The 22,278-nt window shown below is 64.0% G+C and carries 25 protein-coding genes and 1 pseudogene; 11 read left to right on the forward strand and 15 right to left on the reverse strand.

Going from position 1 to position 22,278, the window contains the following annotated elements; all coding sequences use genetic code 11:
- Positions 1-8: 8 nt before the first annotated feature.
- Positions 9-881 (reverse strand): undecaprenyl-diphosphate phosphatase, encoded by an 873-nt coding sequence (locus CK218_RS12050; RefSeq protein WP_095827825.1) that lies wholly within the window; start codon positions 879-881, stop codon positions 9-11.
- A 188-nt stretch (positions 882-1,069) separates the two neighbouring features.
- Here CK218_RS12050 and CK218_RS12055 point away from each other — a divergent pair, with 188 nt between their 5' ends.
- Entirely contained in the window at positions 1,070-1,981 is a 912-nt protein-coding gene (locus CK218_RS12055; RefSeq protein WP_066995234.1) for a hypothetical protein, read from the forward strand.
- A gap of 40 nt (positions 1,982-2,021) precedes the next feature.
- Here the strand turns inward: CK218_RS12055 and CK218_RS12060 are convergent, their stop codons facing one another.
- From CK218_RS12060 to CK218_RS12070, 3 genes are all read right to left on the reverse strand, one after another.
- Complete coding sequence (locus CK218_RS12060) at positions 2,022-2,234, reverse strand: hypothetical protein (protein WP_095827826.1); 213 nt, start codon at positions 2,232-2,234, stop codon at positions 2,022-2,024.
- A 139-nt stretch (positions 2,235-2,373) separates the two neighbouring features.
- Positions 2,374-2,769, reverse strand: coding sequence for a GFA family protein (locus tag CK218_RS12065; RefSeq protein ID WP_095827986.1), 396 nt, complete (start codon positions 2,767-2,769; stop codon positions 2,374-2,376).
- 129 nt (positions 2,770-2,898) lie between these two features.
- Positions 2,899-3,147 carry a ParB N-terminal domain-containing protein gene (locus tag CK218_RS12070; protein WP_066995224.1) on the reverse strand — a complete coding sequence of 83 codons (249 nt, stop codon included), beginning with the start codon at positions 3,145-3,147 and terminating at the stop codon, positions 2,899-2,901.
- A gap of 144 nt (positions 3,148-3,291) precedes the next feature.
- Here CK218_RS12070 and CK218_RS12075 point away from each other — a divergent pair, with 144 nt between their 5' ends.
- The 4 genes from CK218_RS12075 to CK218_RS12095 all read left to right on the forward strand — a co-directional run bounded on the left by CK218_RS12075 (position 3,292) and on the right by CK218_RS12095 (position 8,063).
- Positions 3,292-4,932, forward strand: a complete 1,641-nt coding sequence (locus CK218_RS12075; RefSeq protein ID WP_095827827.1) for a N,N-dimethylformamidase beta subunit family domain-containing protein — start codon at positions 3,292-3,294, stop codon at positions 4,930-4,932.
- Between the two features lies 1 nt (position 4,933).
- A complete protein-coding gene (locus tag CK218_RS12080) occupies positions 4,934-6,316 on the forward strand; it encodes an aspartate aminotransferase family protein (protein ID WP_095827828.1) in 1,383 nt (460 codons plus the stop codon).
- Positions 6,317-6,540: 224 nt separating this feature from the next.
- Positions 6,541-7,038 (forward strand): GNAT family N-acetyltransferase, encoded by a 498-nt coding sequence (locus tag CK218_RS12090; protein ID WP_095779627.1) that lies wholly within the window; start codon positions 6,541-6,543, stop codon positions 7,036-7,038.
- On the forward strand, positions 7,035-8,063 hold the full coding sequence (locus CK218_RS12095) for a histone deacetylase family protein (protein WP_095827830.1): 1,029 nt from the start codon (positions 7,035-7,037) through the stop codon (positions 8,061-8,063). Before CK218_RS12090 ends, CK218_RS12095 begins: the two co-directional genes overlap by 4 nt.
- A 1-nt stretch (position 8,064) precedes the next feature.
- Here the strand turns inward: CK218_RS12095 and CK218_RS12100 are convergent, their stop codons facing one another.
- From CK218_RS12100 to CK218_RS12110, 3 genes are all read right to left on the reverse strand, one after another.
- Positions 8,065-9,333 (reverse strand): cysteine desulfurase-like protein, encoded by a 1,269-nt coding sequence (locus tag CK218_RS12100; RefSeq protein ID WP_095827987.1) that lies wholly within the window; start codon positions 9,331-9,333, stop codon positions 8,065-8,067.
- A 36-nt stretch (positions 9,334-9,369) separates the two neighbouring features.
- Positions 9,370-10,437 (reverse strand): aldo/keto reductase, encoded by a 1,068-nt coding sequence (locus CK218_RS12105; RefSeq protein WP_095827831.1) that lies wholly within the window; start codon positions 10,435-10,437, stop codon positions 9,370-9,372.
- Positions 10,438-10,555: 118 nt separating this feature from the next.
- The gene (locus CK218_RS12110; RefSeq protein WP_179294479.1) at positions 10,556-11,074 is read right to left on the reverse strand and encodes a hypothetical protein; all 519 of its coding nucleotides are present in this window, start codon (positions 11,072-11,074) and stop codon (positions 10,556-10,558) included.
- A 331-nt stretch (positions 11,075-11,405) separates the two neighbouring features.
- On the opposite strand from CK218_RS12110, the gene CK218_RS12115 reads away from it, so the two are divergent.
- Positions 11,406-11,570 (forward strand): DUF1127 domain-containing protein, encoded by a 165-nt coding sequence (locus CK218_RS12115; RefSeq protein ID WP_082954041.1) that lies wholly within the window; start codon positions 11,406-11,408, stop codon positions 11,568-11,570.
- A gap of 51 nt (positions 11,571-11,621) precedes the next feature.
- Here CK218_RS12115 and CK218_RS12120 read toward each other — a convergent pair whose 3' ends face one another.
- Complete coding sequence (locus CK218_RS12120; protein WP_095827832.1) at positions 11,622-12,125, reverse strand: DUF1993 family protein; 504 nt, start codon at positions 12,123-12,125, stop codon at positions 11,622-11,624.
- A 145-nt stretch (positions 12,126-12,270) separates the two neighbouring features.
- Between CK218_RS12120 and CK218_RS12125 the strand changes: the two genes are divergently transcribed.
- The gene (locus CK218_RS12125) at positions 12,271-13,320 is read left to right on the forward strand and encodes a DUF1176 domain-containing protein (protein WP_095827833.1); all 1,050 of its coding nucleotides are present in this window, start codon (positions 12,271-12,273) and stop codon (positions 13,318-13,320) included.
- Here the strand turns inward: CK218_RS12125 and CK218_RS12130 are convergent, their stop codons facing one another.
- The 6 genes and pseudogenes from CK218_RS12130 to CK218_RS12150 all read right to left on the reverse strand — a co-directional run bounded on the left by CK218_RS12130 (position 13,321) and on the right by CK218_RS12150 (position 17,663).
- Positions 13,321-14,211 carry an alpha/beta fold hydrolase gene (locus tag CK218_RS12130; protein ID WP_095827834.1) on the reverse strand — a complete coding sequence of 297 codons (891 nt, stop codon included), beginning with the start codon at positions 14,209-14,211 and terminating at the stop codon, positions 13,321-13,323.
- 32 nt (positions 14,212-14,243) lie between these two features.
- Positions 14,244-15,863 carry a molybdopterin-binding/glycosyltransferase family 2 protein gene (locus CK218_RS12135; protein ID WP_095827835.1) on the reverse strand — a complete coding sequence of 540 codons (1,620 nt, stop codon included), beginning with the start codon at positions 15,861-15,863 and terminating at the stop codon, positions 14,244-14,246.
- Positions 15,860-16,564, reverse strand: coding sequence for an XdhC family protein (locus CK218_RS12140; protein WP_095827836.1), 705 nt, complete (start codon positions 16,562-16,564; stop codon positions 15,860-15,862). The genes CK218_RS12135 and CK218_RS12140 overlap by 4 nt, the downstream gene beginning before the upstream one ends.
- Before the next feature lie 6 nt (positions 16,565-16,570).
- Positions 16,571-16,909 carry an XdhC family protein gene (locus tag CK218_RS12145; protein WP_095827837.1) on the reverse strand — a complete coding sequence of 113 codons (339 nt, stop codon included), beginning with the start codon at positions 16,907-16,909 and terminating at the stop codon, positions 16,571-16,573.
- Positions 16,910-16,977: 68 nt separating this feature from the next.
- Positions 16,978-17,165: pseudogene (locus CK218_RS31075) on the reverse strand (VWA domain-containing protein); the annotation flags it as partial.
- A gap of 3 nt (positions 17,166-17,168) precedes the next feature.
- Complete coding sequence (locus CK218_RS12150) at positions 17,169-17,663, reverse strand: flavin reductase (protein WP_095827988.1); 495 nt, start codon at positions 17,661-17,663, stop codon at positions 17,169-17,171.
- Positions 17,664-17,841: 178 nt separating this feature from the next.
- Here CK218_RS12150 and CK218_RS12155 point away from each other — a divergent pair, with 178 nt between their 5' ends.
- Both CK218_RS12155 and CK218_RS12160 read left to right on the forward strand, forming a co-directional pair.
- The gene (locus CK218_RS12155) at positions 17,842-18,906 is read left to right on the forward strand and encodes a branched-chain amino acid ABC transporter substrate-binding protein (RefSeq protein ID WP_095827838.1); all 1,065 of its coding nucleotides are present in this window, start codon (positions 17,842-17,844) and stop codon (positions 18,904-18,906) included.
- Positions 18,906-19,922: a P1 family peptidase gene (locus CK218_RS12160; RefSeq protein ID WP_095827839.1), complete on the forward strand. Its 1,017-nt coding sequence runs from the start codon at positions 18,906-18,908 to the stop codon at positions 19,920-19,922. The genes CK218_RS12155 and CK218_RS12160 overlap by 1 nt, the downstream gene beginning before the upstream one ends.
- Positions 19,923-19,937: 15 nt before the next feature.
- On the opposite strand, the gene CK218_RS12165 is transcribed toward CK218_RS12160, so the two are convergent.
- Complete coding sequence (locus CK218_RS12165; RefSeq protein WP_095780608.1) at positions 19,938-20,195, reverse strand: DUF2171 domain-containing protein; 258 nt, start codon at positions 20,193-20,195, stop codon at positions 19,938-19,940.
- Positions 20,196-20,447: 252 nt separating this feature from the next.
- Here CK218_RS12165 and CK218_RS12170 point away from each other — a divergent pair, with 252 nt between their 5' ends.
- On the forward strand, positions 20,448-20,906 hold the full coding sequence (locus CK218_RS12170) for a hypothetical protein (RefSeq protein WP_179294499.1): 459 nt from the start codon (positions 20,448-20,450) through the stop codon (positions 20,904-20,906).
- A 60-nt stretch (positions 20,907-20,966) separates the two neighbouring features.
- Positions 20,967-22,274, forward strand: a complete 1,308-nt coding sequence (purB, locus tag CK218_RS12175) for an adenylosuccinate lyase (RefSeq protein ID WP_095827840.1) — start codon at positions 20,967-20,969, stop codon at positions 22,272-22,274.
- The last annotated feature ends 4 nt before the right edge of the window (positions 22,275-22,278 follow it).

Consider the following 22,278-nt stretch of genomic DNA (forward strand, 5'->3'; position numbering starts at 1 on the left):
GAAAGCCTCTAGCTCAGCCAGCCGACGGCGACGCCGATCAGCAGCACGACGCCGAGCAGGCCGCGATAGATGACGAAGGGCCAGGCGGAAAAGCGCTCGAGCACGCGCATCAGTCCCCATATGGCGAAGAAGGCGGAAATCGAGGCGACGACGAGGCCGACCGCCAGGACCGACCAGCCATAAGCGCCGAGGTGAATCTTGTGCAGTTCCCAAAGCTCCTTCAGGCCTGCCAACGCGATGGCCGGCAGGCCGAGCAGGAAGGAAAGCCGCGCCGCCTCCGGGCGGGCATAGCCAAGACCCAGCGACGCCGTCAGCGTCGATCCCGAGCGCGACACGCCGGGAATGAGCGCGCCGACCTGGGCCACGCCGACGAGCAAGGCGTCGAGCACGGACACCTTGTCCAGGGTCAGCCTGTGGCGGGCATAGATTTCCGACAGCGCAAGCAGCACGGCCATGGCGATGCAGGCCCAGCCGATCACGGCCAGCCCGCGCAGCGGCGAGTTGCAGGCATTGAGCACGCTGGATAGCGCGAGGCCGGCGATGACGATCGGAACGGTGGCAAGCACGATGCCGATCGCCAGGCGGAAATAGCGGTTGGCATAGTCGCGGCGCGTGAGCGCCGCCAGCGACCCCACCGCGACTTCCCTGACATCGCTCCAGAAATAGCTGATCACCGCGGCAAGGGCCGCGAGTTGCATAGCCGCAGAAAAGGCCGAGCCCGGGTCCTGCCAGCCAAGCACGGCGGGCACGACGCGCATATGCGCCGTCGAAGAGATCGGCAGCAGTTCGGTGATGCCTTGCACGATGCCGAGAAACGCCACCTTGGCGTAGCCCAGGCTGACAAAGCCGGTGTCCAATCCCTGCGTGCAGACGTCCGTCATCCCTGTCCTTTTCCCGGCGAAAAAATGAATTGTTATGCGCAAAGCCCCTCAAGGGCAGGCTTAGCCTCATGGTACGGCGAAGCCAATTCACGGATTTGTAAGGTGCCGCTTATCCTGCTTGACAACAGGCGCTTCCATATTATCATGCGCTAATCTTACACTGTAAGGCAGATCGAAGGAGGACTAGCATGTCGACTGCCGCCCTCTCGGAACTGCAGCCGGTCGTCCCGCCGGTGTCGCACCATCCGGAAATCGGGATCGAGGAGGTCTCGCGTGATTTGAGCCGCGCCATCGAGCGCGCAGAGGTCAATGCCTGGCTCGATCTCTACGATGCCGCGCCCACGGAATTCGCCGCGCGGCACGGCTTGTCGATCGCCCGCGACGGCGACCTCGTCTGGACCACCTGCACGACGATCCCGTTCATCCATTTCAACTGCGTGAAGAACATCGGCGTCGACGGCCCGGCCACGGAAGATCAGCTCGATTCGCTGCTGGCGCATTACCGCGCTGCCGGCATCTTGCGGCCGTGGTTCTGCACAAGCCCGCACACCGAGCCTTCCCGGCTGCGCTGCTGGCTGGAAGCGCGCGGGCTCCAGCATCAGAGCGGCTGGGAACGAATTTTTCGCGACGCAACGCCGCTGCCTGCCGAGCCGCTGTTCCCGGCAGACGATCTGTCGGTCGAAGAGGTTACGTCCAAGACCGCTCCCGAATGGGCTTCCTTCATCGATGCGAGGTACAGGCTGCCCACCTCGCCCTGGCTCATGGCCCTGGTCGGCCGCGAGGGCTGGCGTCACTACATGCTGAAACGCGATGGCGCCGTGGCTGCCGTGCGTTCAATGTTCATCTCGGATGGCGCCGCCTGGAGCGGGATCGACGCCCCGGTGCCTGGCATCATGGCGCCGAGCTTCGACCTCGACGCCATGCTTGGCGAAAGGCTGGTCCGCGACGGCATAGCCGCCGGCGCAAGACTGTTCGTCGCCGACATCGAGGCGCCGAGCCCCGAACGCGACGGTCCGGCCTACCGCAACCACGCCCGGCTCGGCTTCAAAATTGCCTATCTCCGCAGTCATTACAGCTATTTGCCGGCGCATTCGAGCTGATCGGAAAGACCTAAAGCGCGTCAGTTCAGCGCGACGCGCTTTAGCGGTACAGCCATTGCTTCAGGCAGCTTCTGGCCACGATATGCGCCGGCGGCAGCACCGGCTGGTCGATGCGGGAATCGTCGGCAGCCCTTTCGCGAGCCTTTTCCAAGAGCAGGCGAAGCTCGGCCGGGCGCACGCGGTCACGCTCCATCACGAGTTGGATCATCGGGTCGTTCAAAAGCTCGTCCAGGGTGTTGCTGCTCTCGCTCATCCGTCACCTCCTCGATGCCTTGCCGCGTGGCGCTTAGATAGGCAGCCAATGATGGCCCGCCAATGACGCTTTGCCGGCTATCTCGTGAATCGAAGATGAAATCTTTGTGCAGGCGTTAACCTTCTCTTGCTGAAGAAGGTTAAGCGGGAGGCGCGCCCTCATATTGCGGCAGGCCGTCATCCAGCTGCAGCCAGGGCTGCTTCGAAGCGGTCCAGAAATGCATGTCGGGCTTGAACGCGGACGGATCGTCGAGCGAGCCGGATGTGATGCCGAGAATGCCCCTGGAGTCACGTCGCGAAAACATCGTCGTGCCGCAGACCGAGCAGAAACCGCGCTTGAGGTCCGGCGAAGAATTGATTGTCGCCACCGGTCCCTGGATCGTGACGTCATCGATGCTAAACAGGAGCCGCGCATTGAAGGCGGCGCCGATCGCCTTCTGGCACAGCCGGCAATGGCAGACGCGCTCGTTGATTGGTTCAGCCTCGGCGCGATAGCGCACTGCGCCGCACAGGCATCCGCCCTGGTATTTCGCCATTTCCAAGTACCCGATTGACAGGAAGGCCGGCACGGTAGCGGCGAACATCGGAGCGTCAATTAAAAAGCATTGATAGGACGCGATCGCTCACGGTGATGCCGGGCTGACACGGCAACAGATAGGATGGCGTCAGTGGCGCCGCGCCTGGACGAGGTAGGCGTCGATCTCGGTTTCGCCGAGCCATTTGGCGGCTTCCAGCCGGTGCAGCCCTTCAACCAGGACATGACGCTTGCCGTCGTGGCGCACCTGGATCGGCATCTTCATGCCGTTCTCGAGGATATCCTCGGCAAGATGGCGCACCGTCTCCGGATGCAGCGTCTTGCGCCTCGCCATCGGCACATAGATGTCGTCGACCTTGACCCTTTGCACGCGCAGCATCTTGGCTCCCGGCGTTCAAACATCGCCTGAAGATCAAATAAGCCGTTTGCCGGATAAGGCCAAGCGCCTGCTGGCCCGATCGTTTCCATTTGACGCTTGGCCGCCCTACGGTCTCAATGGCGACCTCTTGGTTTCGGTTTTTCCATGACGCAACGGCCCGCCGACTTTCCCGATTTCGGACTGACGCCCGAGCAGCGCCGGGAGGCGGTGCGCGGGCATTATTACGAGTGGCCCGGCATGGATGGCTCGAGCGGCGAGATCTGGTGCTATAGCGACCGCTTTTCCTATCGTCCGGGCGAGACGGTGACGCTTTTCGTCAGCTCGACGGCCCCGCAATTCAGGATTGTCATCGTCCGCGACGGCGGCGATGAAACCAAGGTCTTCGATGGGTCGGGACTGTCGGCGCGCTGGCAGGAAACGCCCGAGCAATGTTCGGTCGACGGCTGCGGCTGGGAAGCCTCGTTCGAATTCCGCATCGGCGATGACTGGCCGTCGGGAGCTTACCGTGTCAGGCTTTCGGCTGAAGGGCCGGACGGCACGCCGATCGAGAGCCACCACCTCTTCATCGTCGCGCCCCTGCCCGGCCGCAAGCCTGGTCGCCTGCTGCAGATCGCCGCGACCGGCACCTGGCTCGCCTATAACACCTGGGGCGGCTCCAACCACTATCAGGGCATCACCGGCCCGAACCGCGACCGATATGCGACGATGGTCTCCACGCAACGCCCTTGGTGCCGCGGCTTCGTCGTGCTGCCCAAGGATGCACCGCGCGTGCCGCTGGAAGTCGCGATGCCGCCGAAGACCGTGCCGCGTTATCCGCATATGGAATGGGCCTTTGCCACGGGACATTCGAAGAAATACGCGTCTTCCGGCTGGGCAAGCTACGACAGCCATTTCTTCCGCTTTGCCGAACGCGCCGGATATCAGGTCGACCTCGCCAGCCAGCACGAGCTGCACTTCTCGCCGGAAATCCTCGACGGCTATGATTGCGTCGTCTTCGTCGGCCACGACGAATACTGGACCTGGGAGATGCGCGACGCGGTGGACGCCTATGTCGAGCGCGGTGGCCACGCGGCGCGCTTCGCCGGCAATTTCATGTGGCAGACCAGGCTGGAGGACGAGGGCCGCCGCCAGGTTTGCTACAAATACCGGGCGCGGGCCGAAGACCCGGCCTATCGCGGCGTCGACATCACCCGCGCCACCAATTCCTGGGAAGCGCCGGAGATCGGGCGTCCGGGCAGCGCTACCTTCGGCCTCAACGCGACGCGTGGCGTCTATGCCGGCTGGGGCGGCTGCGCGCCGCGCGGCGTGCGCGGCTTCCCTGTTTACCGCCCCGAGCACTGGGCCTTCGCCGGCACCGGCATCTATTATGGCGACCTGCTTGGCGCCGACAGCCATGTCTATGGCTATGAGGTCGACGGGCTCGATTTCGAGATACGCGGCGGCCTGCCCTACCCGACTGCGGAGAGCGGAGCGCCGGACGGCTTGCAGGTGCTGGCCGTCGGCCTGGCGAGTCAGGTCGAGGAAAGCGCCGACATTCCGATCGAAGACCAGTTCCTCACCGACGAGGACGGCCGCTTCACCGCCGAGACTTTGTTCGGCGAGGCCAGCGACGCCAATCTCGACAAGGTCAAGCGCGGCAACGGCATGATCGTCAATTTCCCGCGCGGCAAGGGCGAAGTCTTCCACGCCGGAAGCTGCGAATGGGTCGCCGGCCTGCTAAGGCAGGACGCGATGGTCGAACGCGTCACCAAGAATGTTCTCGACCGCTATCTCGGAAAGTCCTGATATGCCGACACCGGAAGTGCAGCCCTCGCCTGAAGCCGAAGCGCGGCCGCCGTCGCATTTGTTCTATCTCTCCAGCCTGCGCCGGCCACTCGTCGACCGCGCCGAGGGCATCTATTTCTGGACCAAGGACGGCCGCCGCTTCATCGACGGTTCAAGCGGACCGATGGTCGCCAATATCGGCCATTCCAACCGCAACGTGCTCGACGCCATGAAGCGGCAGATGGACAAGACCACCTTCGCCTATCGGCTTCATTTCGAGAACGAACCGGCGGAAGAACTGGCGCGGGCACTGTCTCACAAGCTGCCCGAAGGCATGGACCGCATCTTCTTCGTCTCGGGCGGCTCGGAAGCGACCGAATCCTGCATCAAACTCGCCCGGCAATGGGCGGTCGCCACCGGTCAGCCGAAGCGCTGGAAGGTGATCACCCGCTTCCCGTCCTATCACGGTGGCACGCTGGGTTCGCTCGCCATCACCGGCGACGACGCGCTTGCCGAGACATTTACGCCGCTGATGCGGGTGATGCCGACGGTGCCGGCGCCGGCCGCCTGGCGCGATCGCGACAACCTCTCGATGGAGCAGCGCGGCATCCGCTATGCCGACATGCTCGAAGACAAGATACAGGCCGAGGGCCCGGAAAGCGTGCTCGCCTTCATCATGGAACCCGTCGGCGGCGCGGCGACGGCAGCCCTTGTCGCGCCCGACAGCTACTATGCGCGCATCCGCGAGATATGCGACCGCTACGGCATCCTGCTCATCCATGACGAGGTGATGAGCGGTGCCGGCCGCACCGGCAAATTTTTGGGCGGCGACCATTGGAACTGCAAGCCGGACATCGTCGCGCTGTCGAAAGGGCTGGGCTCCGGCTATGCGCCGCTCGGCGCGCTGGCTGCTCCCATGCGACTGGTCGAGCCGCTGCTCGCCTCCGGCGGCTTCCAGCACGGCCACACCTATGCCGGCAATCCGCTTGCCTGTGCGGCAGGCCTTGCGGTGCTGAGCGAAATGGACCGGCTCGATCTCATCGCCAACGCCGCGACCATGGAGGATGTGCTGATCGCAGAATTGAAGGCGTTGCAGAAGCGTTTCCCTTTCATCGCCGACGTGCGCGGCAAGGGCTTGCTGCTCGGCGCCGAGATGGTCGCCGATCCGGAGACGCTGACGCCGATCGCGCCGGCGAAAAAGGCAACGCAGCGCCTGCTCGACCACGCCTATGCGCGCGGCCTGATCATCTATGGCCGCAAGGTCAAGGGGGGCGTCGACGGCGACAATTTCATGGTGGCGCCGCCGATGATCATCACGCGCGAGCAGATCGGCGAGATGATCGCAATCATCGGCGACTCGCTTGAGGCGCTGGCGGAGGAACTCGATCTGCCAGTGGCCGGCTGAGGGTGAAATGGCGCTTTGAGACGTCCTGAGATGTTCGCGATCCTTCGCTCCCCCCTCTGGCCGGCCGGCCATCTCCCCCGCGAGGGGGAAGATCCGATGTCGCTGTCGCCTTCGCCAATCGCCCACGTTGCAGGAACAGCGCCGTCGGTGCACCTGCTGATCTCCCCCGTTGCGGGGGAGATGTCCGGCAGGACAGAGGGGGGTGCCCGGGCGCCCTACTTGTCGTGAGCACGATTATCCTCCGTCCCGGCCGGATCGAGGATGCCGAGACCATCCATGCCGCCTTGCTGCGCCTCGGCACCCACATCGGCGCGCATCAAGAGATCACCTCGACACCGGATGACCTCCGCCGCTACGGCTTCGGCGCAAACCCCGCCTTTTCGACCTTGGTCGCCGAGGTCGACGGCGAGTTCGCCGGGCTCTGCCTGCACTTCCCGATCTTTTCGACCTGGATGGGCCGGCCCGGGGTCTTTGTGCAGGACCTCTATGTCGAGGACCGCTTTCGCGGCCGCCGCATCGGTGAGAAGCTGTTGCGGCGCGTGGCCAAGGAGTGTCGCGCTGCAGGCGGCGTCTATCTCAGGCTCTCCGTCGACACCGATAACGAGACCGCCAAGACGTTCTATGAAAAGCTCGGTATCGGCTGGTCGAGCTACGAGCAGGTGCAGAAGATTGTCGGCGAGGCCTTTTTTGCCTTTGCCGACGCGCTGGAGGACGAACGATGAAAGCCTTCTATGCCGAGGAACAGAAGCGCCATGACCCGAAGGCCTTCCTTTCCAGCGGCGCGCCGCAGCCCAATCCGGAAAAGCCGGAACGGGTCGAGAGATTGCTAGCCGGCGCAAGATCGGCCGGCGTGACGATTGAGAGGCCGAAGGACCATGGCCTTGGGCCGATCGCCGCCGTGCATACGCCCGAATATCTCGACTTTCTCGAGCACATCTTCGCGCGCTGGCAACGCATCGAAGGCGCCTCGGCGGAGGTCATCCCGAACATTCATCCAATCGGCCGCGGCGGCTCCTACCCGGCCTCGGCGGTCGGCCAGGCCGGCTATCATATGGCCGACACCGCCTGCCCGATCTCGGCAGAGACCTGGAACAGTGCGCTCTGGAGCGCCTGGAGCGCAGTGGAAGCCGCCGAAGCCGTGATGGCCGGCGCGACGGCGGCTTACGCGCTCTGCCGCCCGCCCGGCCATCACGCCTTTGCCGACGTGGCGGGCGGCTTCTGCTTCATCAACAATTCGGCGGTCGCCGCGCAGGTGCTGAGAAAGGACGCGGGACGTGTCGCCATACTCGATGTCGACCTGCATCACGGCAACGGCACGCAAGGAATTTTTTACGCCCGGCCGGATGTTCTCACTGTCTCGCTGCATGCCGATTCGGTGCGCTTCTATCCCTTCTTCTGGGGCCATGCCAACGAGCGCGGCGAAGGGGCGGGCCTCGGCTACAACCTCAACCTGCCACTGCCGCGCAAATCCGGCGACGCGGCCTTTCTGGAAGGATTGGAAACAGCCTTCCGGCGCATCCGTGCCTTCGCGCCGGAAGCGCTGGTTGTCGCGCTCGGGCTCGACGCATTCGAAGGCGATCCGTTCGGAGGCCTTTCGGTGACGACGCCCGGCTTCGCGCGCATCGGCGAGGCGATCGCCGGCCTTGGCCTGCCGACGGTCATCGTCCAGGAGGGCGGCTACCTCTGCGATGCGCTCGGCGACAACCTCACCGCTTTCCTGACCAGCTTTGGCGGGAAGAAAGGATAGTTCAGGCGCGCTCCTGCCTCAGCATTGCAATGACGCGATGTACGCTTTCCAGCGTCTCGTCGATCTCTGCGGCTGTGTTGTAATGCGCGATGCCGATGCGCACGACGCCCTGCTCCGGCGGAATGCCGAGTTGGTGGACGATCTCCCATGCATAGTTGTGGCCGGACCACAGGAAGATGTTCTCGGCATTCATCTGTCGAACGATCGTTTCCGGCGCGATGCCCTCTACCGTGAAGGAAATTGTCGGCACGCGATCGCCGAAACGTTCCGGGTCGGTGATGCCGCGGATGGTCAATCCCTCGATGTTCGACAGGCCCTCGATCAACTTCCGGGCGAGCGTATTCTCGTAAGCGATCGACACTTCGAAGGCTCTCGCTATCCGCTGCCGCCGCGAACCGCCCTCGCCGGCTGCGGCGCCGAGATCGGCGAAGTAGTCGACCGCTGCGGTCAACCCAGCCATCAGCTCGATCTGCGGCGTGCCGAGCTCGAACCTTTCCGGCAGGTGGTTGGACGAGCAGCGGCATTTGTAGGGTTTCAGCGCATCGATGACGTCGCGACGGCCCCACAATATACCCATATGCGGCCCGAAGAATTTATAGGCCGAGCAGACCAGGAAATCGCAGCCCAGCGCCTGAACGTCGATCGGCCCGTGCGGCGCGAATTGCACCGCGTCGACATAGACCAGCGCCCCGGCCTGCTTGGCGAGTGTCGTCAGCTCCCTCACGCGGTTGATCGAGCCGGTGAGGTTCGAGGCATAGTTCAGCGCCACAAGCCGCGTCCTTTCCGAAAGCAGCGCCTTCAGCCCCGCTTCCTCGACCTGCCAGCTCTTCTCGTCGAAGGGCAGGAAACGCACGACGAGGCCGAGATCCTCTGCAAGCTGCAGCCAGGGCGAGACATTGCCCTCGTGGTCCATGCGGGTGAGGATGATCTCGTCTCCCGGCTTCATCGTCCGGCCGAGGGTGCGCGACATGTGGTAGGTCAGCGTCGTCATGTTGGCGCCGATGATGATTTCCTCGACGCTCGCCGCACCGAGAAAATCGGCCATCGCCGCATGCGCATCATCGACCACCTGCTGCGCCGCGAGCGTCGTTTCGAAGAAGCCGCCGAGGTTGGCGTTTGTCGTTAGCAGGCAGCGCGAGACCGCATCCGCCACCGCCCGCGGCACCTGGGTTCCGGCGGGATTGTCGAGATAGATGCGACGGCGGCCCTTGTCCGTCAGCGAAAGTGCTGGAAACCGTCCGCGCACGAGCTCGATCGGAAAATCTGCCATCGCCTCCATCCCTCCGTCCTTCTCAATGATTTCCAGTCACGGGCAAGGGTTGCCGACGCGCTGGTGGATGGCGTCGACCGCCTTCTGCATCTCCTCCGTCCAGCGGACCTCGACCGAAGACAGCGCCATGTCGAGCTGGGCGACGCTGGTGGCGCCGACGATATTCGCGGTCACAAAAGGCCGGCTCGTCACATAGGCGTTGGCGAAGAGCGCCGGCTCCATGCCGAAGGAGCGCGCCAGCTCACTGTATTGGAGCAGCACTTCCGCCGCATTCGGCGTCTCGTAGCGCTGGCCGCGATTGAAGAGCTGCGTGCGCGAGCCTTGCGGCCGCGCGCCGTGATCATATTTGCCGGTGAGGTAGCCCTGCGCCAGCGGAGAATAAGGTAGAAACGCGATCTCTTCGCGTTGGCAGACTTCGGCCAGGTTCACCTCGAAGGTGCGGTTGACGAGATTGTAGGCGTTCTGCAGCGAGGCGACGCGCGGGCCGACGCCCTTGTCGGACTCGGCCAGGAAACGCATGACGCCCCACGAGCTTTCGTTCGACAGGCCTAAATGGCGTATTTTTCCCGCCTTCACCAGTTCCTCGAAAACAGCGAGCGTCTCGGCGATCGGCGTCTCGTCCGCCGGCGTGCCGACAGCATCAGCCCGCCGCGCTACCGCCCCGACCCGCGTCGGGTTCGAACCCCAGGAAATGTCCCGGTCCGGCCAGTGGATCTGGTAGAGATCGATGTAATCGGTGCGGAGCTTGGCGAGCGACTTCTCGACCGCATCGAAAATGTCGGCGCGCACAAGCTTCGATGGCCGGTCGCCGCGAAACCAGGCGTTGGCCGTGCGGCCGACCACTTTCGAGGCGATGATGACCGTGTCGCGGTTGCCCTTGATCTTCATCCAACTGCCGATGATCCTCTCGGTCCACCCTTGCGTCTCGGCTTTGGGCGGGATCGGGTAAAGCTCGGCGGTGTCGATGAAATTCACGCCGCGCGAAAAGGCCAGATCCATCTGCGCATGGCCTTCGGCTTCGGTGTTCTGCTGGCCCCAGGTCATCGAACCGAGGCAGATTTGCGAAACAAGGAGGTCTGTCCGACCGAGGCGGCGTTTTTGCATGAAATGTCTCCGGCGGGAGGTGGGCGCGCGGCTGCGCGGGGAGGAATTCAAGCATAAGGCATAGGCCGGATTTTCTCCAAGCCGGTCCTGGCGACTTTTGCGTGAATTCGGAAACCGGCTAGCGTCGTGCCGCGGCCAGCGCGCGCCGCTTGGCCTCGTCGATCAGCATGTTGGCCACCTGCATGCGGATCATGGCGCGCTGACGCAGATGCGGGGCGACGCGGTCCGGATGGTTGGCGAAGGCGAAATTGCGGCGAATGCGGCCGAAATCGGTATCCTTCGCAGGGCGATCGAGGCCGAGCTCGCCGGCAATCGATTCAGGGTCGATCGGCGCCAGCTCTTCCTCAGGGCGATGCTCTTCCTCAGCGAGAGCCAGCTTGGCCTGGTCGAGAAGCGCGGCGAACTCGGCGGCAAGGTCGGCGCCCGCTTCGCGGTACTCGGCGGCGACACTTTCGCCGGCGACCTTGATGCGGCCGGAGTGAAGCTCGTCCGCCACCGACAGATAGTCGAATGGAATCGAGGGCCGGGCGCCCCCGTCTTCGCCCTTCTCGGAAGCGATGATGAGGTCGTCGAGCAACGAAGCGAAATCCAGCTTGTTCCCGGTGCCGATCTCAGCCTCCTCCTGTCGCAACGGCATTCATTGTTGCCGTCTACCATAGATCGCTGTCGTTAAAAATGAATGCCGACGACATTAACGATTGCGGGTGTTGCAGCTGCAGACTCCGGCGGGAAAGATCAAAGCCGCGCTGCATTTGATACAGACCGGCAGGTCGCCAGAGTGGCGAGGAAAAGCCCGCCTGGGGGCCAGGACCGTGGCGTACGGTCGAGTTTCCGCAAAAGTTTCAGAAGAGAAGCGATTTTGGCGGAAAAAATTCACCAGGCATGGCTGCCATGCACTTGCTGCACTGCACAATTGTAACAAATCACCTATATTCTCGGCGTGTGGAGGACAAACAAGGGGCTGGAATATGGGGTTCTTCACCGAAATGTTCGCGCGGCCGCGGCCGCAGGAACAACAGCGTTACCGATCGGCGCTCGCGCTGCTGAACGCGATGAGCAACGCCGACCGCGCCGATATCGGCATCAAGCCGGCCGACTTTCCGCGTATCGCCCGCGAGATGTCGATACGCTGATTCAACGATGAAAAAGAGGGTTCTCGGCCGCGCCGGGAAACCTCTCCGTGTTCAGCGTCCCAGGAAAATCGACTTGCCCAGCGGCACGCCATTGTGCCGCAGGATGTCGTATGCCGTGGTGATGTGGAAGTAGAAGTTCGGCATGGCTGCGTCGAGCAGATATTGCAGTCCGGCCATCGAGACCTCGCGTCCGGCAAGCCTCAATTCGATCGTCCGCTCCTCCGACCCGTCCAGATCGGCGGCCGAGAATGTCGCCAGATGATCGAGCGTCTTGGCGATTCGGGCGTGCAGCTCTGCGAAACTGGACTCGTTGTCCTCGTATTTCGGCACTTCGCGGCCGGCGAGCCGCGACGGCGCGCCCTTGGCATGATCGGTGGCGATCTGCACCTGCCGGGTCAGCGCGAACATGTCGGGCGCCAGCCTCGCGGTCAGAAACACCTGCGGGTCGATCTTGCGATCGGCGGCGTTCTGTTCGGCCAGTGACAGCACGCTGGCCAGCGCCTTCAGCCGGGCCGAAAAGACGGCTACGGAAATATCGTACATGGATATGGTCACGTGAGTTATCTCCCCAGGCGGCGTCAGCGCCGCGGGGCGTGAGCTAGCGCTTCCCGGCTCGATTCTTCAAGCAGACCGTGCGCCCGCGTCACCGCCTCGCCGCAATCGCGGTGGTAGTATTTTCGTTATCGAGCGGAGATTCCCCATGAGACCTGCCATTATCGCAGCGACTGCCTTGTTCTCCCTTGCGGGCATCGGCCGGTCGGCGCTTGCGGCCGAAGCCCCTTATATCGACGACCGGTCCAGTGCCGAGGCTGTCGTTCGCTCGCTCTACAGCGCGATCAACCGGCATGAATTCGCCCGCGCCTGGGGTTATTTCGGCGACACCAAGCCGGCAAAAGATTTCGATGCCTTCGTTAAAGGCTACGACAGCACCGACGCGGTCGAGGTCAAGACCGGCGCGGTATCGGACGAAGGTGCTGCCGGCAGCATCTACTACAGCGTCCCTGTCGCCATCCAGGCCACCGACAAGAAGGGCGAAGCCAAGATCTTTGCCGGCTGCTACACGCTTCGCCAGGTCAACGCGCAGATCCAGGAACCGCCGTTCCAGCCGATCTTTATCGACAAGGGCGCCCTGAAGCCGTCGACTTCGGATTTCCAGGATGCCGTGCCGACAAGCTGCGGCGACGGCCCGCCGCCGCCCAAGAAGGACGAGGCGCTGGAACAGGCCAGGAAGTCGTTCCTCGCCGCCTATGGCGAGCAGTGCGACAAGGAGAACCCGGAAGGCAAGCCGGCCGGCGAGCCGGACGCCTACTCGATCCATTACAAGGACAAGGACGCCGGAGCCGACGAGCCGGAGCGCGAGACGCGGCTCTTCCGCTTCTTCTGTTCGATGGCCGCCTACAATGAAAGCGCGGTCTATTACATCTATGACGATGTGTCCGGCGTCCGGCAGTTGCAGTTCGCCGCGCCGGAACTCGACATCCGTTACGAGAACAACAACAGCGAAGGCAAGGTCGAGGGCATCCACATCATCGGCTTCCAGACCGACGACCAGCTGGTCAATTCCGAATATGACGACAAGACCAAGACGATCACCTCGATGAACAAATGGCGCGGCGTCGGCGACGCTTCATCGACCGGCACCTATCTGTTCCGCCACGGTAATTTCTCGCTGGTGCAGTATGATGTCGACGCTTCGTATGACGGCGAGATCAATCCCGAGACCGTCCTGGACTACAACACGCCGCCTTGATCAGGGCGCTTTCGTCAGCATCCAGTTCAGTGTGCCGCGCCAATCGACCATGCGGATCGGCGTCCCATGCGTGCCGGTCTCGAACCGCACGAAGCGGGTCGGATAGGTCTTCGATTTGGCGAGGATCGAGCGGAAGAAGGCTTCCTGCTTCTCAACCTGGAAAACCACGTCACGGCTGCCCTGGCCGAAGAACACCGGCACGCGGCGCTTGAACGCCGGGCTGGTCAAGAAGCTTTCGTCCCAGAGCGAGCCGAGGAGCAGCAGCCCGCTGACGCGGGCGCCAATATCCTTGCGGTCGGCCAGCTTCCAGCAGAGAATGCCGCCCATCGAGCCGCAAGCGACGAAGATTTTCGCGCCGGGCGATGTCTCTGCATAGTGGTCGATCAACGCCGCGACTTGGGCGGCGCCCTTGTCGCCGAAATCGGGAAAGTCCGGCGAAAGATAAAGACCGCCATTTTCGGCCATCAAATTCTTGAGGCGGTTGAAATTACCGCCGAAGGTGAAGTCGTCGACGCCCTGCTTGCGGCTGCCGCCCTGCCCGTGCAGATAAAGCACGATGATGGCGGCACCTTGCGTCTTGCCGACCGCGACATGCCGGACATCGCCGACATCGGTCTTCAGCATCAAGTCCTGCTGCATCTTGCGCACGCCGGGGTCGGTATATTGGGCATGCACACGCCTTTCCGGCACCTCGTCGCGCTGATTGATGTCGCGCATCTCGCGATAGTCGAGCACCGTATAGGCACCGTTGTCGCCGCTCGACAGCGTCGCCGGATAAGCGAAAAGCTCGTCCTTGAAGGGTTTCAGCGACAACGTCTGGCCCTCGGCGGCAGAGAGCGAAAAAGCTGTTGCGGCGAGCAAAGTGAGGAAAGTTCGGCAGCGCAAAGACATTCCGAAGCCATGCGAAATTCGGCTTCGGTTTGTCAATCCTGCAGCACGCCGCCCGCGCGTTCCAGCGCCTCGCGCGTATCGACGTCGATCGAAGCGCCCTGCCCGATTTCGACATCGATGACGTCGAGCCCTTCGGCCTCGACCAGATGGCGCGCGCCTGTATCGCCTTCGAGCTGCGCGACGGCGGCAAACAGCGACCGCGGCAGCAGCACCGGGTTGCCGCGTTTGCCGTGATGCGCCGCGCGCACCACCGCGCGGCCTCCGGATCGGCGGAACGCATCGATCAGGCTATCGAGATCCTTAGACGAGATACCAGGCATGTCGCCGAGCACGATGATGGCGCCGGCCGCGTCGGGCGCGACCCGCGCGATGCCCGCCTTAAGCGACGAGGCCAACCCGTCGGCGAAGTCCGGATTGTGGGCAAGCGTGATATCGAGACCTGAGAGCGCCGAGCGCACCCGCTCGCGCTGATGGCCGGTGACGACGATGGCGTTGGCCGCCTTCGATCCCAGCGCCCGCTCGGCGGTGCGCCGCACCAGCGGCTTGCCGTCGAACAGCGCCAGCAGTTTGTTCGGCCCGCCCATGCGGCTGGAGCGCCCGGCGGCGAGAAGCACGATGTCGACCCTCGGCTCCGCTTTTGCCGACCGCGACGGCAGCGGCTCGCGCGGCTGCGGCCTGGACGGGATTTCCATCAACAGGCCTCCGACGCCCATGCCGGCAATGTCGCTCGCCGTCACATCAAGCCCGGCGATCAGCCGGTCCAGCACCCAGTCGAAACCGTTTTCCTTCGGGCTGCGGGCACAGCCGGGCGCGCCGATGACGCGCTTGCCGTCGAGCGTTCCGAGCACCAGCAGATTGCCGGGATCGACCGGCATGCCGGCTCGAATGACTTTGCCGCCCGCCTTCTCGATCGCGGCAGGGATGACATCGGCGAAATCAGCCAGCGCCGAGGCGCCGAAGATCACCACCATGTCGTTGTCGCGCGCCAGCGCGCTTGCTGCTTCCGCAACAAGCGTCACGTCATGCGGCGTGCGCCGCTCCGCCTTCAGCCGGCCGCCGGAGCGCGCCAGCCGCGCCTCGGTGACCCGCAGCGTCTTGTCGAGCACGCTCGGCTTCAAGCCGGGCAGCGTCGTCTGGATGACGCCGACATTGACCGGGCGATAGGCGTTGACGGCGAAGATTTCGCCGCCGGCGCAAATCCTGGCCACCGCCTCTACTAGGCTCGCAGCGACGGCAAACGGAATGATCTTCACCGTCGCCACCATCTGGCCCGCCTCGACAGGCGCGTGCTGCGCCAGGGTAGCGATGGTGATCGCCGGGTCGATGGCATTGATGGCGTCGATCATCTTGGCGTCGACGGTGAAGACGCCTGCGGTTTCGGCATGCAAGTTCACGCGTCCCGTTGCAGAGGGCTTCGTCTCGACGTCGCGATGGGACATGCTCAACGCGATCTTTTCGGCCGCAGTATCTTCATCGAGATCATCGGGAGCCAGAACGGCCACGACGACTTCGCTGATGCCGGCCGCCTTCAGCGCCGCAACGTCCTCGCCGTTCAACCGATGCGCCTTGCGGAATCGCCGCTCGCCGGCAGTGGTCGCATGCGCCAGCACCGCGCCTTCGGCCTCATCGATCGCAACCGGCCCGAACTTCACGCCACCGCGCCTTTGCTTTCCAGGCCGCGCGAGCGGAAGGCGTGGATGGTCTGTGCCAGCACCGCGACGGCGATCTCGGCCGGGCTCGCGGCGCCGATGTCCAGCCCGATCGGTGCATGGATGCGGGCGATCTGGTCGGCGCTGGCGCCCATCGCCAGCAGACGCTCGACCCGCTTGGCGTGAGTCTTCCTGCTGCCAAGCGCCCCGACATAGAAGCACCTGGCGTCGAGCGCCGCCTTCAGCGCGAAATCGTCGATCTTCGGATCGTGGGTGACGGCGGCAAGCGCGGTGTAGCTGTCGAGCGGCTGGAGCTTCAGCACATCTTCCGGCCATTCGGCATGCAGCGCCACACCGTAAAAGCGCTCCGGCGTGGCGAAGGCGGTGCGCGGATCGATGATCTCGACCGGATAGCCGGCGATTCTGGCCATTGGCGCGAGCGCCTGGCTGATATGCACCGCTCCGATCACCACAAGGCGCGGGCGCGGCAGATGCGCATTGAGAAAGAAAGTCCGCCCTTCCGCTTCCACCGATCGAGAAATGCCGGTGCGGAACGCACTGGCGATCGCCGCGCCGAGCTCGCCCGCGACGCGGTCGCCTTCACGCACGATGCGGTCGCGGCCGTCACCGAGGTCGGTGACCAGCACCGCGGCGCGCCTGGCGCGGCGCTCTTCGTTCAATGTTTTGAGAACATATGGGTCCATCCGCAATCAACCCAGCCGCTCGACATAGACCTTGATGCGGCCGCCGCAGGACAGGCCTACCTGCCAGGCGGTTTCGTCGGCGACGCCGAACTCCAGCATCCGCGGCTTGCCCGAGCCGATCACGTCGATCGCCTCGGTCACCACCGCGCCCTCGACACAGCCGCCGGAAACCGAACCGTGGAAATTCCCTTCGGCGTCGATGACCAGATGGCTGCCGGCCGGGCGCGGCGCCGAACCCCAGGTTTCGACCACGGTCGCGATGGCGACATTCTTGCCGTCCCTCATCCAGCCTTCCGCGATGATCAGGGGATCGCGGAGCTCATCGAGATAAATGCTCTCGTCCATCGTCGCTTCTCACAAAGTCTGTTTTCCCGGGGAACTCCCAGAGCAATATATCGCTGCGAAACATATGGCTACGCGGCCCGCCTGTCGCCAGTTCGCAGCCAGCGCGGGTCAACCGCTGCGGCCGGCCGCTGGTCGAGCGAGGCGCAAGGATCGGCCAGCGCGTCCGACATTGTGCACGGCGCGGAACTCGTCGACACGCGGCAGTATCGCCTTCACTACGCGGGGCCGCGCCTCGACCCATCAAACGCAAGAGGGGTTTTCACAGAACGTGGTAGTCGCGGTTGTGGTAGATCAGCGGCCGCAAATTATCGCCGATGCGCAGGCCTGTCACCTTGCCAAAAAGCACACGGTGGGTGGCCAAATCCTTGGTATCGATGATCTGACAATCGAAGACGGCGAGCGCGCCTTTCAGCGTCGGCGCGCCGGTCGAGATCACGTCCCATTCGCCGAGCCCGAAGCGCTCCTCGGACGGCAGGCCGGTGATGCCGGAAAAGCCGACCGACAGCGCCTCCTGGTCCGAGGCGAGCGTGTTCAGCGCGAAATTGCCGTTCCGGATGAAGGCCTCGTTCTTGGGATTTTCGCGGTTGAGGCAGACAAGCACGGCGGGCGGCGTATCCGAGACCGAGCAGGCGGCAATCACCGTTGCGCCTCGTTTCCCGGCCGGGCCGTCCGTGGTCACCACATGCACATGGCCGGCAAAATGCGCCATCGCATCGCGATAGGCTTGCGGCCCGATATCATTAATCTTCAGCACCCGATGATCCACCTGCCAAACGGAAGCTCGTTATATATGGCTGCATATTGTATGACACAAGCGAAGTGCTTGAGCGCAATCCTGAATTCGCGTGTTGCACCGGGATTAGGCAGCCTTTAGGTCTTTGCTGGAATAGTGCCGGAACAATACTCCCGGCACGGAGGACCTCTTCGCCCGAATGCGCCTTCTCACGACGACTTTAGCCGCGCTGCTTTGGCTGGCCGCGAGCGTCCATGCCGAGACGCTGGTTGGCGTCGCCGCACCGCTGTCCGGGCCGTCGGCGATCCTCGGCAAGCAGATCGAGGCGGGGACCGCGCTGGCGGCGGACGCCGAAGGCGTGGCGGTCCGAACCGTTGACGACGCCTGCACGGCCGACGGCGGTGCAGCGGCTGCCAGGCAGTTCGTGGATGCCAAGGTCAACATCGTTGTCGGTTTTCTGTGCACCGAAGCGATCGAGGCGGCGCTGCCGATCCTGAAGGATGCCAACATTCCGGTCATCGCGATCGGCGTGCGCACCGAGAGCCTGACGGACCGCCGCGCCAAGACCGGCTGGCCGGTCTACCGGCTTGGCCCGCGCGGCGACGACGAACGCAATGCGGTGGCCACGATCCTCACTCGGCTCTGGCAGAACGAATTGTTCGCCGTTATCGATGACGGCACCATCTATGGCCGAGAGATCGCAGAGACTTTCCGCGCGGCCGCCGAGCAGGCGGCGCTGAAACCGGTCTTCGTCGACACGTTCCGGCCGCAGCTCGACAACCAGATCGGGCTGATCGGCCGCCTGAAGAAAGCGGGGGCTACGAAAGTGTTTGCCGGCGGCGACGGCGACGACATCGCCATCATGGGGCGCGACGCTGCCTCGCTCAATGCCGGCATCACCTTCGCCGGCGGCGAGACGCTGCGCACGCCACCCGGCGATGTGCCCTATGCGGCCGGCACACTGATGATCGCGTTGCCGGAGTGGTCAGAAGTCGCGGACCCCAAGGTCGTGCAGGCCTTTGGCGAAAGGAAGATCGTGACCGACGGCTACACGCTGCCGGCTTATGCCGCGGTGGAAGTCGCCAAGGCGGCAGCGGTCGACGCAGAAAGCTCCGGCAAGCCGCTCGCCAAGACGCTGACCGACCATGATTTCGCGACCGCTATCGGTACCGTCCGCTTCGACGAAAAGGGCGATCTCAGCCAAAACCCATTCCGCGCCTTCCGCTTCGACGGCTCCCATTTCGTGCCGCTGGAGGAAAACTGATGTTCCGCACCGGTCCACGCAACCTGATCACCGACGTCGCCGGACTCACCGTCGGCAATGCCGCCGACGCCAGGCTGAAGTCCGGCGTCACGGTAGTGCTTTGCGAGGAGCCGGCGGTGGCCGGAGTCCAGGTGCTGGGTGGCGCACCGGGCACACGTGAGACCGACCTGCTCGAGCCGCAAAACTCGATCGCGACCATTCACGCAGTCGTGCTGTCCGGCGGCTCGGCCTTCGGCCTCGATGCCGCTTCCGGCGTCCAGGCGGCGCTGCGGGAGAAAAACATCGGCGTCGACGTGGGTGGTTTTCGCGTGCCGATCGTGCCGGCCGCGATCCTCTTCGACCTGCGCAATGGCGGCGACAAGGATTGGGGCCGCTATCCGCCCTATCGCGAGCTTGGCTACGAGGCGGCTCAGGCGACAACGACCGACTTCCCGCTCGGTACGGTCGGCGCCGGTACCGGCGCGCTGACTTCCGGTCTGAAGGGCGGGCTGGGTTCGGCCTCGACGATGCTCGGCAGCGGCGTCACCATCGGCGCGCTAGCCGCCGTCAACCCGACCGGTTCGGTGACGGTCGGACGCAGCCGCCATTTCTGGGCCGCTCCCTTCGAGATCGGCGATGAATTCGGCGGCTTGGGTTATCCCGACCCGATACCTGAAGACGCCAGGAAGATACTCTTGAAGTACCGCGACAGGCGCGCAGGGGAACCGCCAGAGGGCGCCAGCACGACGATTGCCGTCATTGCGACCGATGCCGTGCTTTCCAAGTCGGCCGCCAAACGGCTGGCGATTTCGGCGCATGACGGATTTGCCCGCGCCATTTGGCCGACGCACACACCGGCCGACGGCGATCTCGTTTTCGCGATCGCGACCGGCAGGAGCGGCATCGAACTCAGCGCCGATGCAGCGATCGATCTCTATGCCGCAGCGGGGTCTACGATGGCCCGCGCCATCAGCCGCGGCGTCCACGCGGCGACGCCGGCCGACGGTGATCTCTTTCCGGTCTGGTCGTCCCGCTAGAGTTCTGGACGCCGGTCAGGTCGGGTCGGACTTCTCTTCCTCGAACGTCACCGCGACTTCCGAATTCGCCGAGAGCCAGACCTTCTTTCCTTCGATCTCCGCGACCAGAGCCAGCGGAACATAATGGTGGTGGCCTTTGTGCGAGCCCATGCCGCTGTCGGCCTTGGTCAGCTTGATGCGCTGCCCCTCGACCTTGTCGACGGTGCCGACATGGACGCCATCGGCGCCGACTACTTCCATATGCTCGCGTATCTTGCTGACATCGGTGGTCATGCTGGTCCCTCCGGTGGGTGGCCGCGCGTCCCTGTCGGGCGCCCACAATAACAAACGGCCGCCGGATTGGATGCATCGAGCGGCACGTCTTGTTCACCATGGCGTGATAGCCATGACGCCAATGAGACAGGGAGCATTGCCAACACCACGCAAGCCGAACCGCTTTTCGCCGCGGAACGTGGCCCAGTGACCGTAACGCCGCTGCAGCCGGCCTCCTTGCGTCTGCGCCTGGCAAACCGCCTGCGCGACGCTCTGCCTTCGACCGGCACGGCAATTGTCGGCGCCTTGCTGTGGGGGCTTGCGATGGCGGCAAGCGCTTTCCTCAATCTGTATTATTGGGAGACGCCGGACAGCGCCCGCTTCGTCGTGCTGCTTTATGCGCTCGGCGGCGCGCTTGCTTTTCCGGTCGGGCTGACGTTCGCCGCGCTGGTAACGCGCGGCCGCCACTGGGAAACCGCGCTCGCCGCAGCTTTCGTATGCCTGCTCGGCGCGACGCTCGCTTTCACCGGCGGGCTGTTTGCCCTGCAATACCGTTCTTACTACGCCGAGTGGCACGCGCCGGCCTTCACGCGGACCTGGGGGTCTGAGTTCGTGTTCACGATCCTCGCTGCGCTCTACCAGTTCGTCGTCCTTGGCATCCGGCTCTATTTTCCGTTCGGCTTTGCCGCACTTGCCGCCGCCAGCATCTGGTTTGCACGCCGGCGGCGTTGAGCATTGAGCCGGCCTCTGTTAGGACGCGGCCAAAGCTTCTCCCAGCAGGACTAAGAAACCATGATCCCTCGCTATTCCCGGCCGGAAATGGTCGCCATCTGGTCGCCCGAAACCCGGTTCCGCATCTGGTTCGAAATCGAGGCTTATGCCTGCGATGCGCTGGCCGAGCTCGGCGTCATCCCGAAGGAAGCCGCTAAGACGATTTGGGAGAAGGGCGGCGCGGCCAAATTCGACGTTGGCAAAATTGACGAGATCGAGCGCGTCACCAAGCATGACGTGATTGCATTCCTGACCCATCTCGCCGAATTCGTCGGACCGGACGCCCGCTTCATTCACCAGGGCATGACCTCGTCGGACGTTCTCGACACGTGTCTTGCGGTGCAATTGACACGCGCCAGCGACATCCTGCTTGCCGACATTGACGCGCTGCTTGGGGCCCTGAAGCGCCGCGCCTTCGAGCACAAGGATACCATCACCATCGGCCGCAGCCACGGCATCCATGCCGAGCCGACCACCTTCGGCGTCAAGCTGGCTCTGGCCTATGCCGAATTCTCGCGTTGCCGCGAGCGGTTGCTGCACGCGCGCGAAGACGTCGCCACCTGCGCCATCTCGGGCGCGGTCGGCACCTTCGCCAACATCGATCCCTATGTCGAAGAGCATGTGGCGAAGAAACTCGGCCTGAAGCCGGAACCGGTCTCGACGCAGGTCATTCCGCGCGACCGCCATGCGATGTTCTTCGCTACGCTCGGCGTGATCGCCTCGTCGGTCGAGCGCCTGGCCGTCGAGATCCGGCATCTGCAGCGCACCGAGGTGCTGGAAGCGGAAGAATATTTCTCGCCGGGACAAAAGGGCTCGTCGGCGATGCCGCACAAGCGCAACCCGGTGTTGACCGAGAATCTCACCGGCCTTGCCCGCATGGTCCGCTCCTACGCCATGCCGGCCATGGAGGATGTGGCGCTGTGGCACGAGCGCGATATCTCGCACTCCTCGGTGGAGCGCATGATCGGACCGGACGCGACGGTGACGCTCGACTTCGCCTTGGCACGCCTGACCGGTGTCGTCGATAAGCTGCTCGTTTACCCCGAGAACATGGAGAAGAACCTCAACAAGTTCCGCGGCCTGGTGCATTCGCAGCGCGTGCTGCTGGCGTTGACGCAGGCTGGCGTGTCACGCGAGGATGCCTATCGCCTGGTGCAGCGCAACGCCATGAAGGTATGGGAGCAAGGTGCTGATTTCCTTGAGGAACTGCTTGCCGACAAGGACGTGACAGCGGCACTGCCCGAGGCCGAGATCCGCGAGAAGTTCGACCTCGGCTATCACACCAAGCATGTCGACACGATCTTCAGGCGGGTGTTTGGACAGGCCTGAGTCC

It is taken from the genome of Mesorhizobium sp. WSM3879, from assembly GCF_002294915.1.
Taxonomy (GTDB): domain Bacteria; phylum Pseudomonadota; class Alphaproteobacteria; order Rhizobiales; family Rhizobiaceae; genus Mesorhizobium.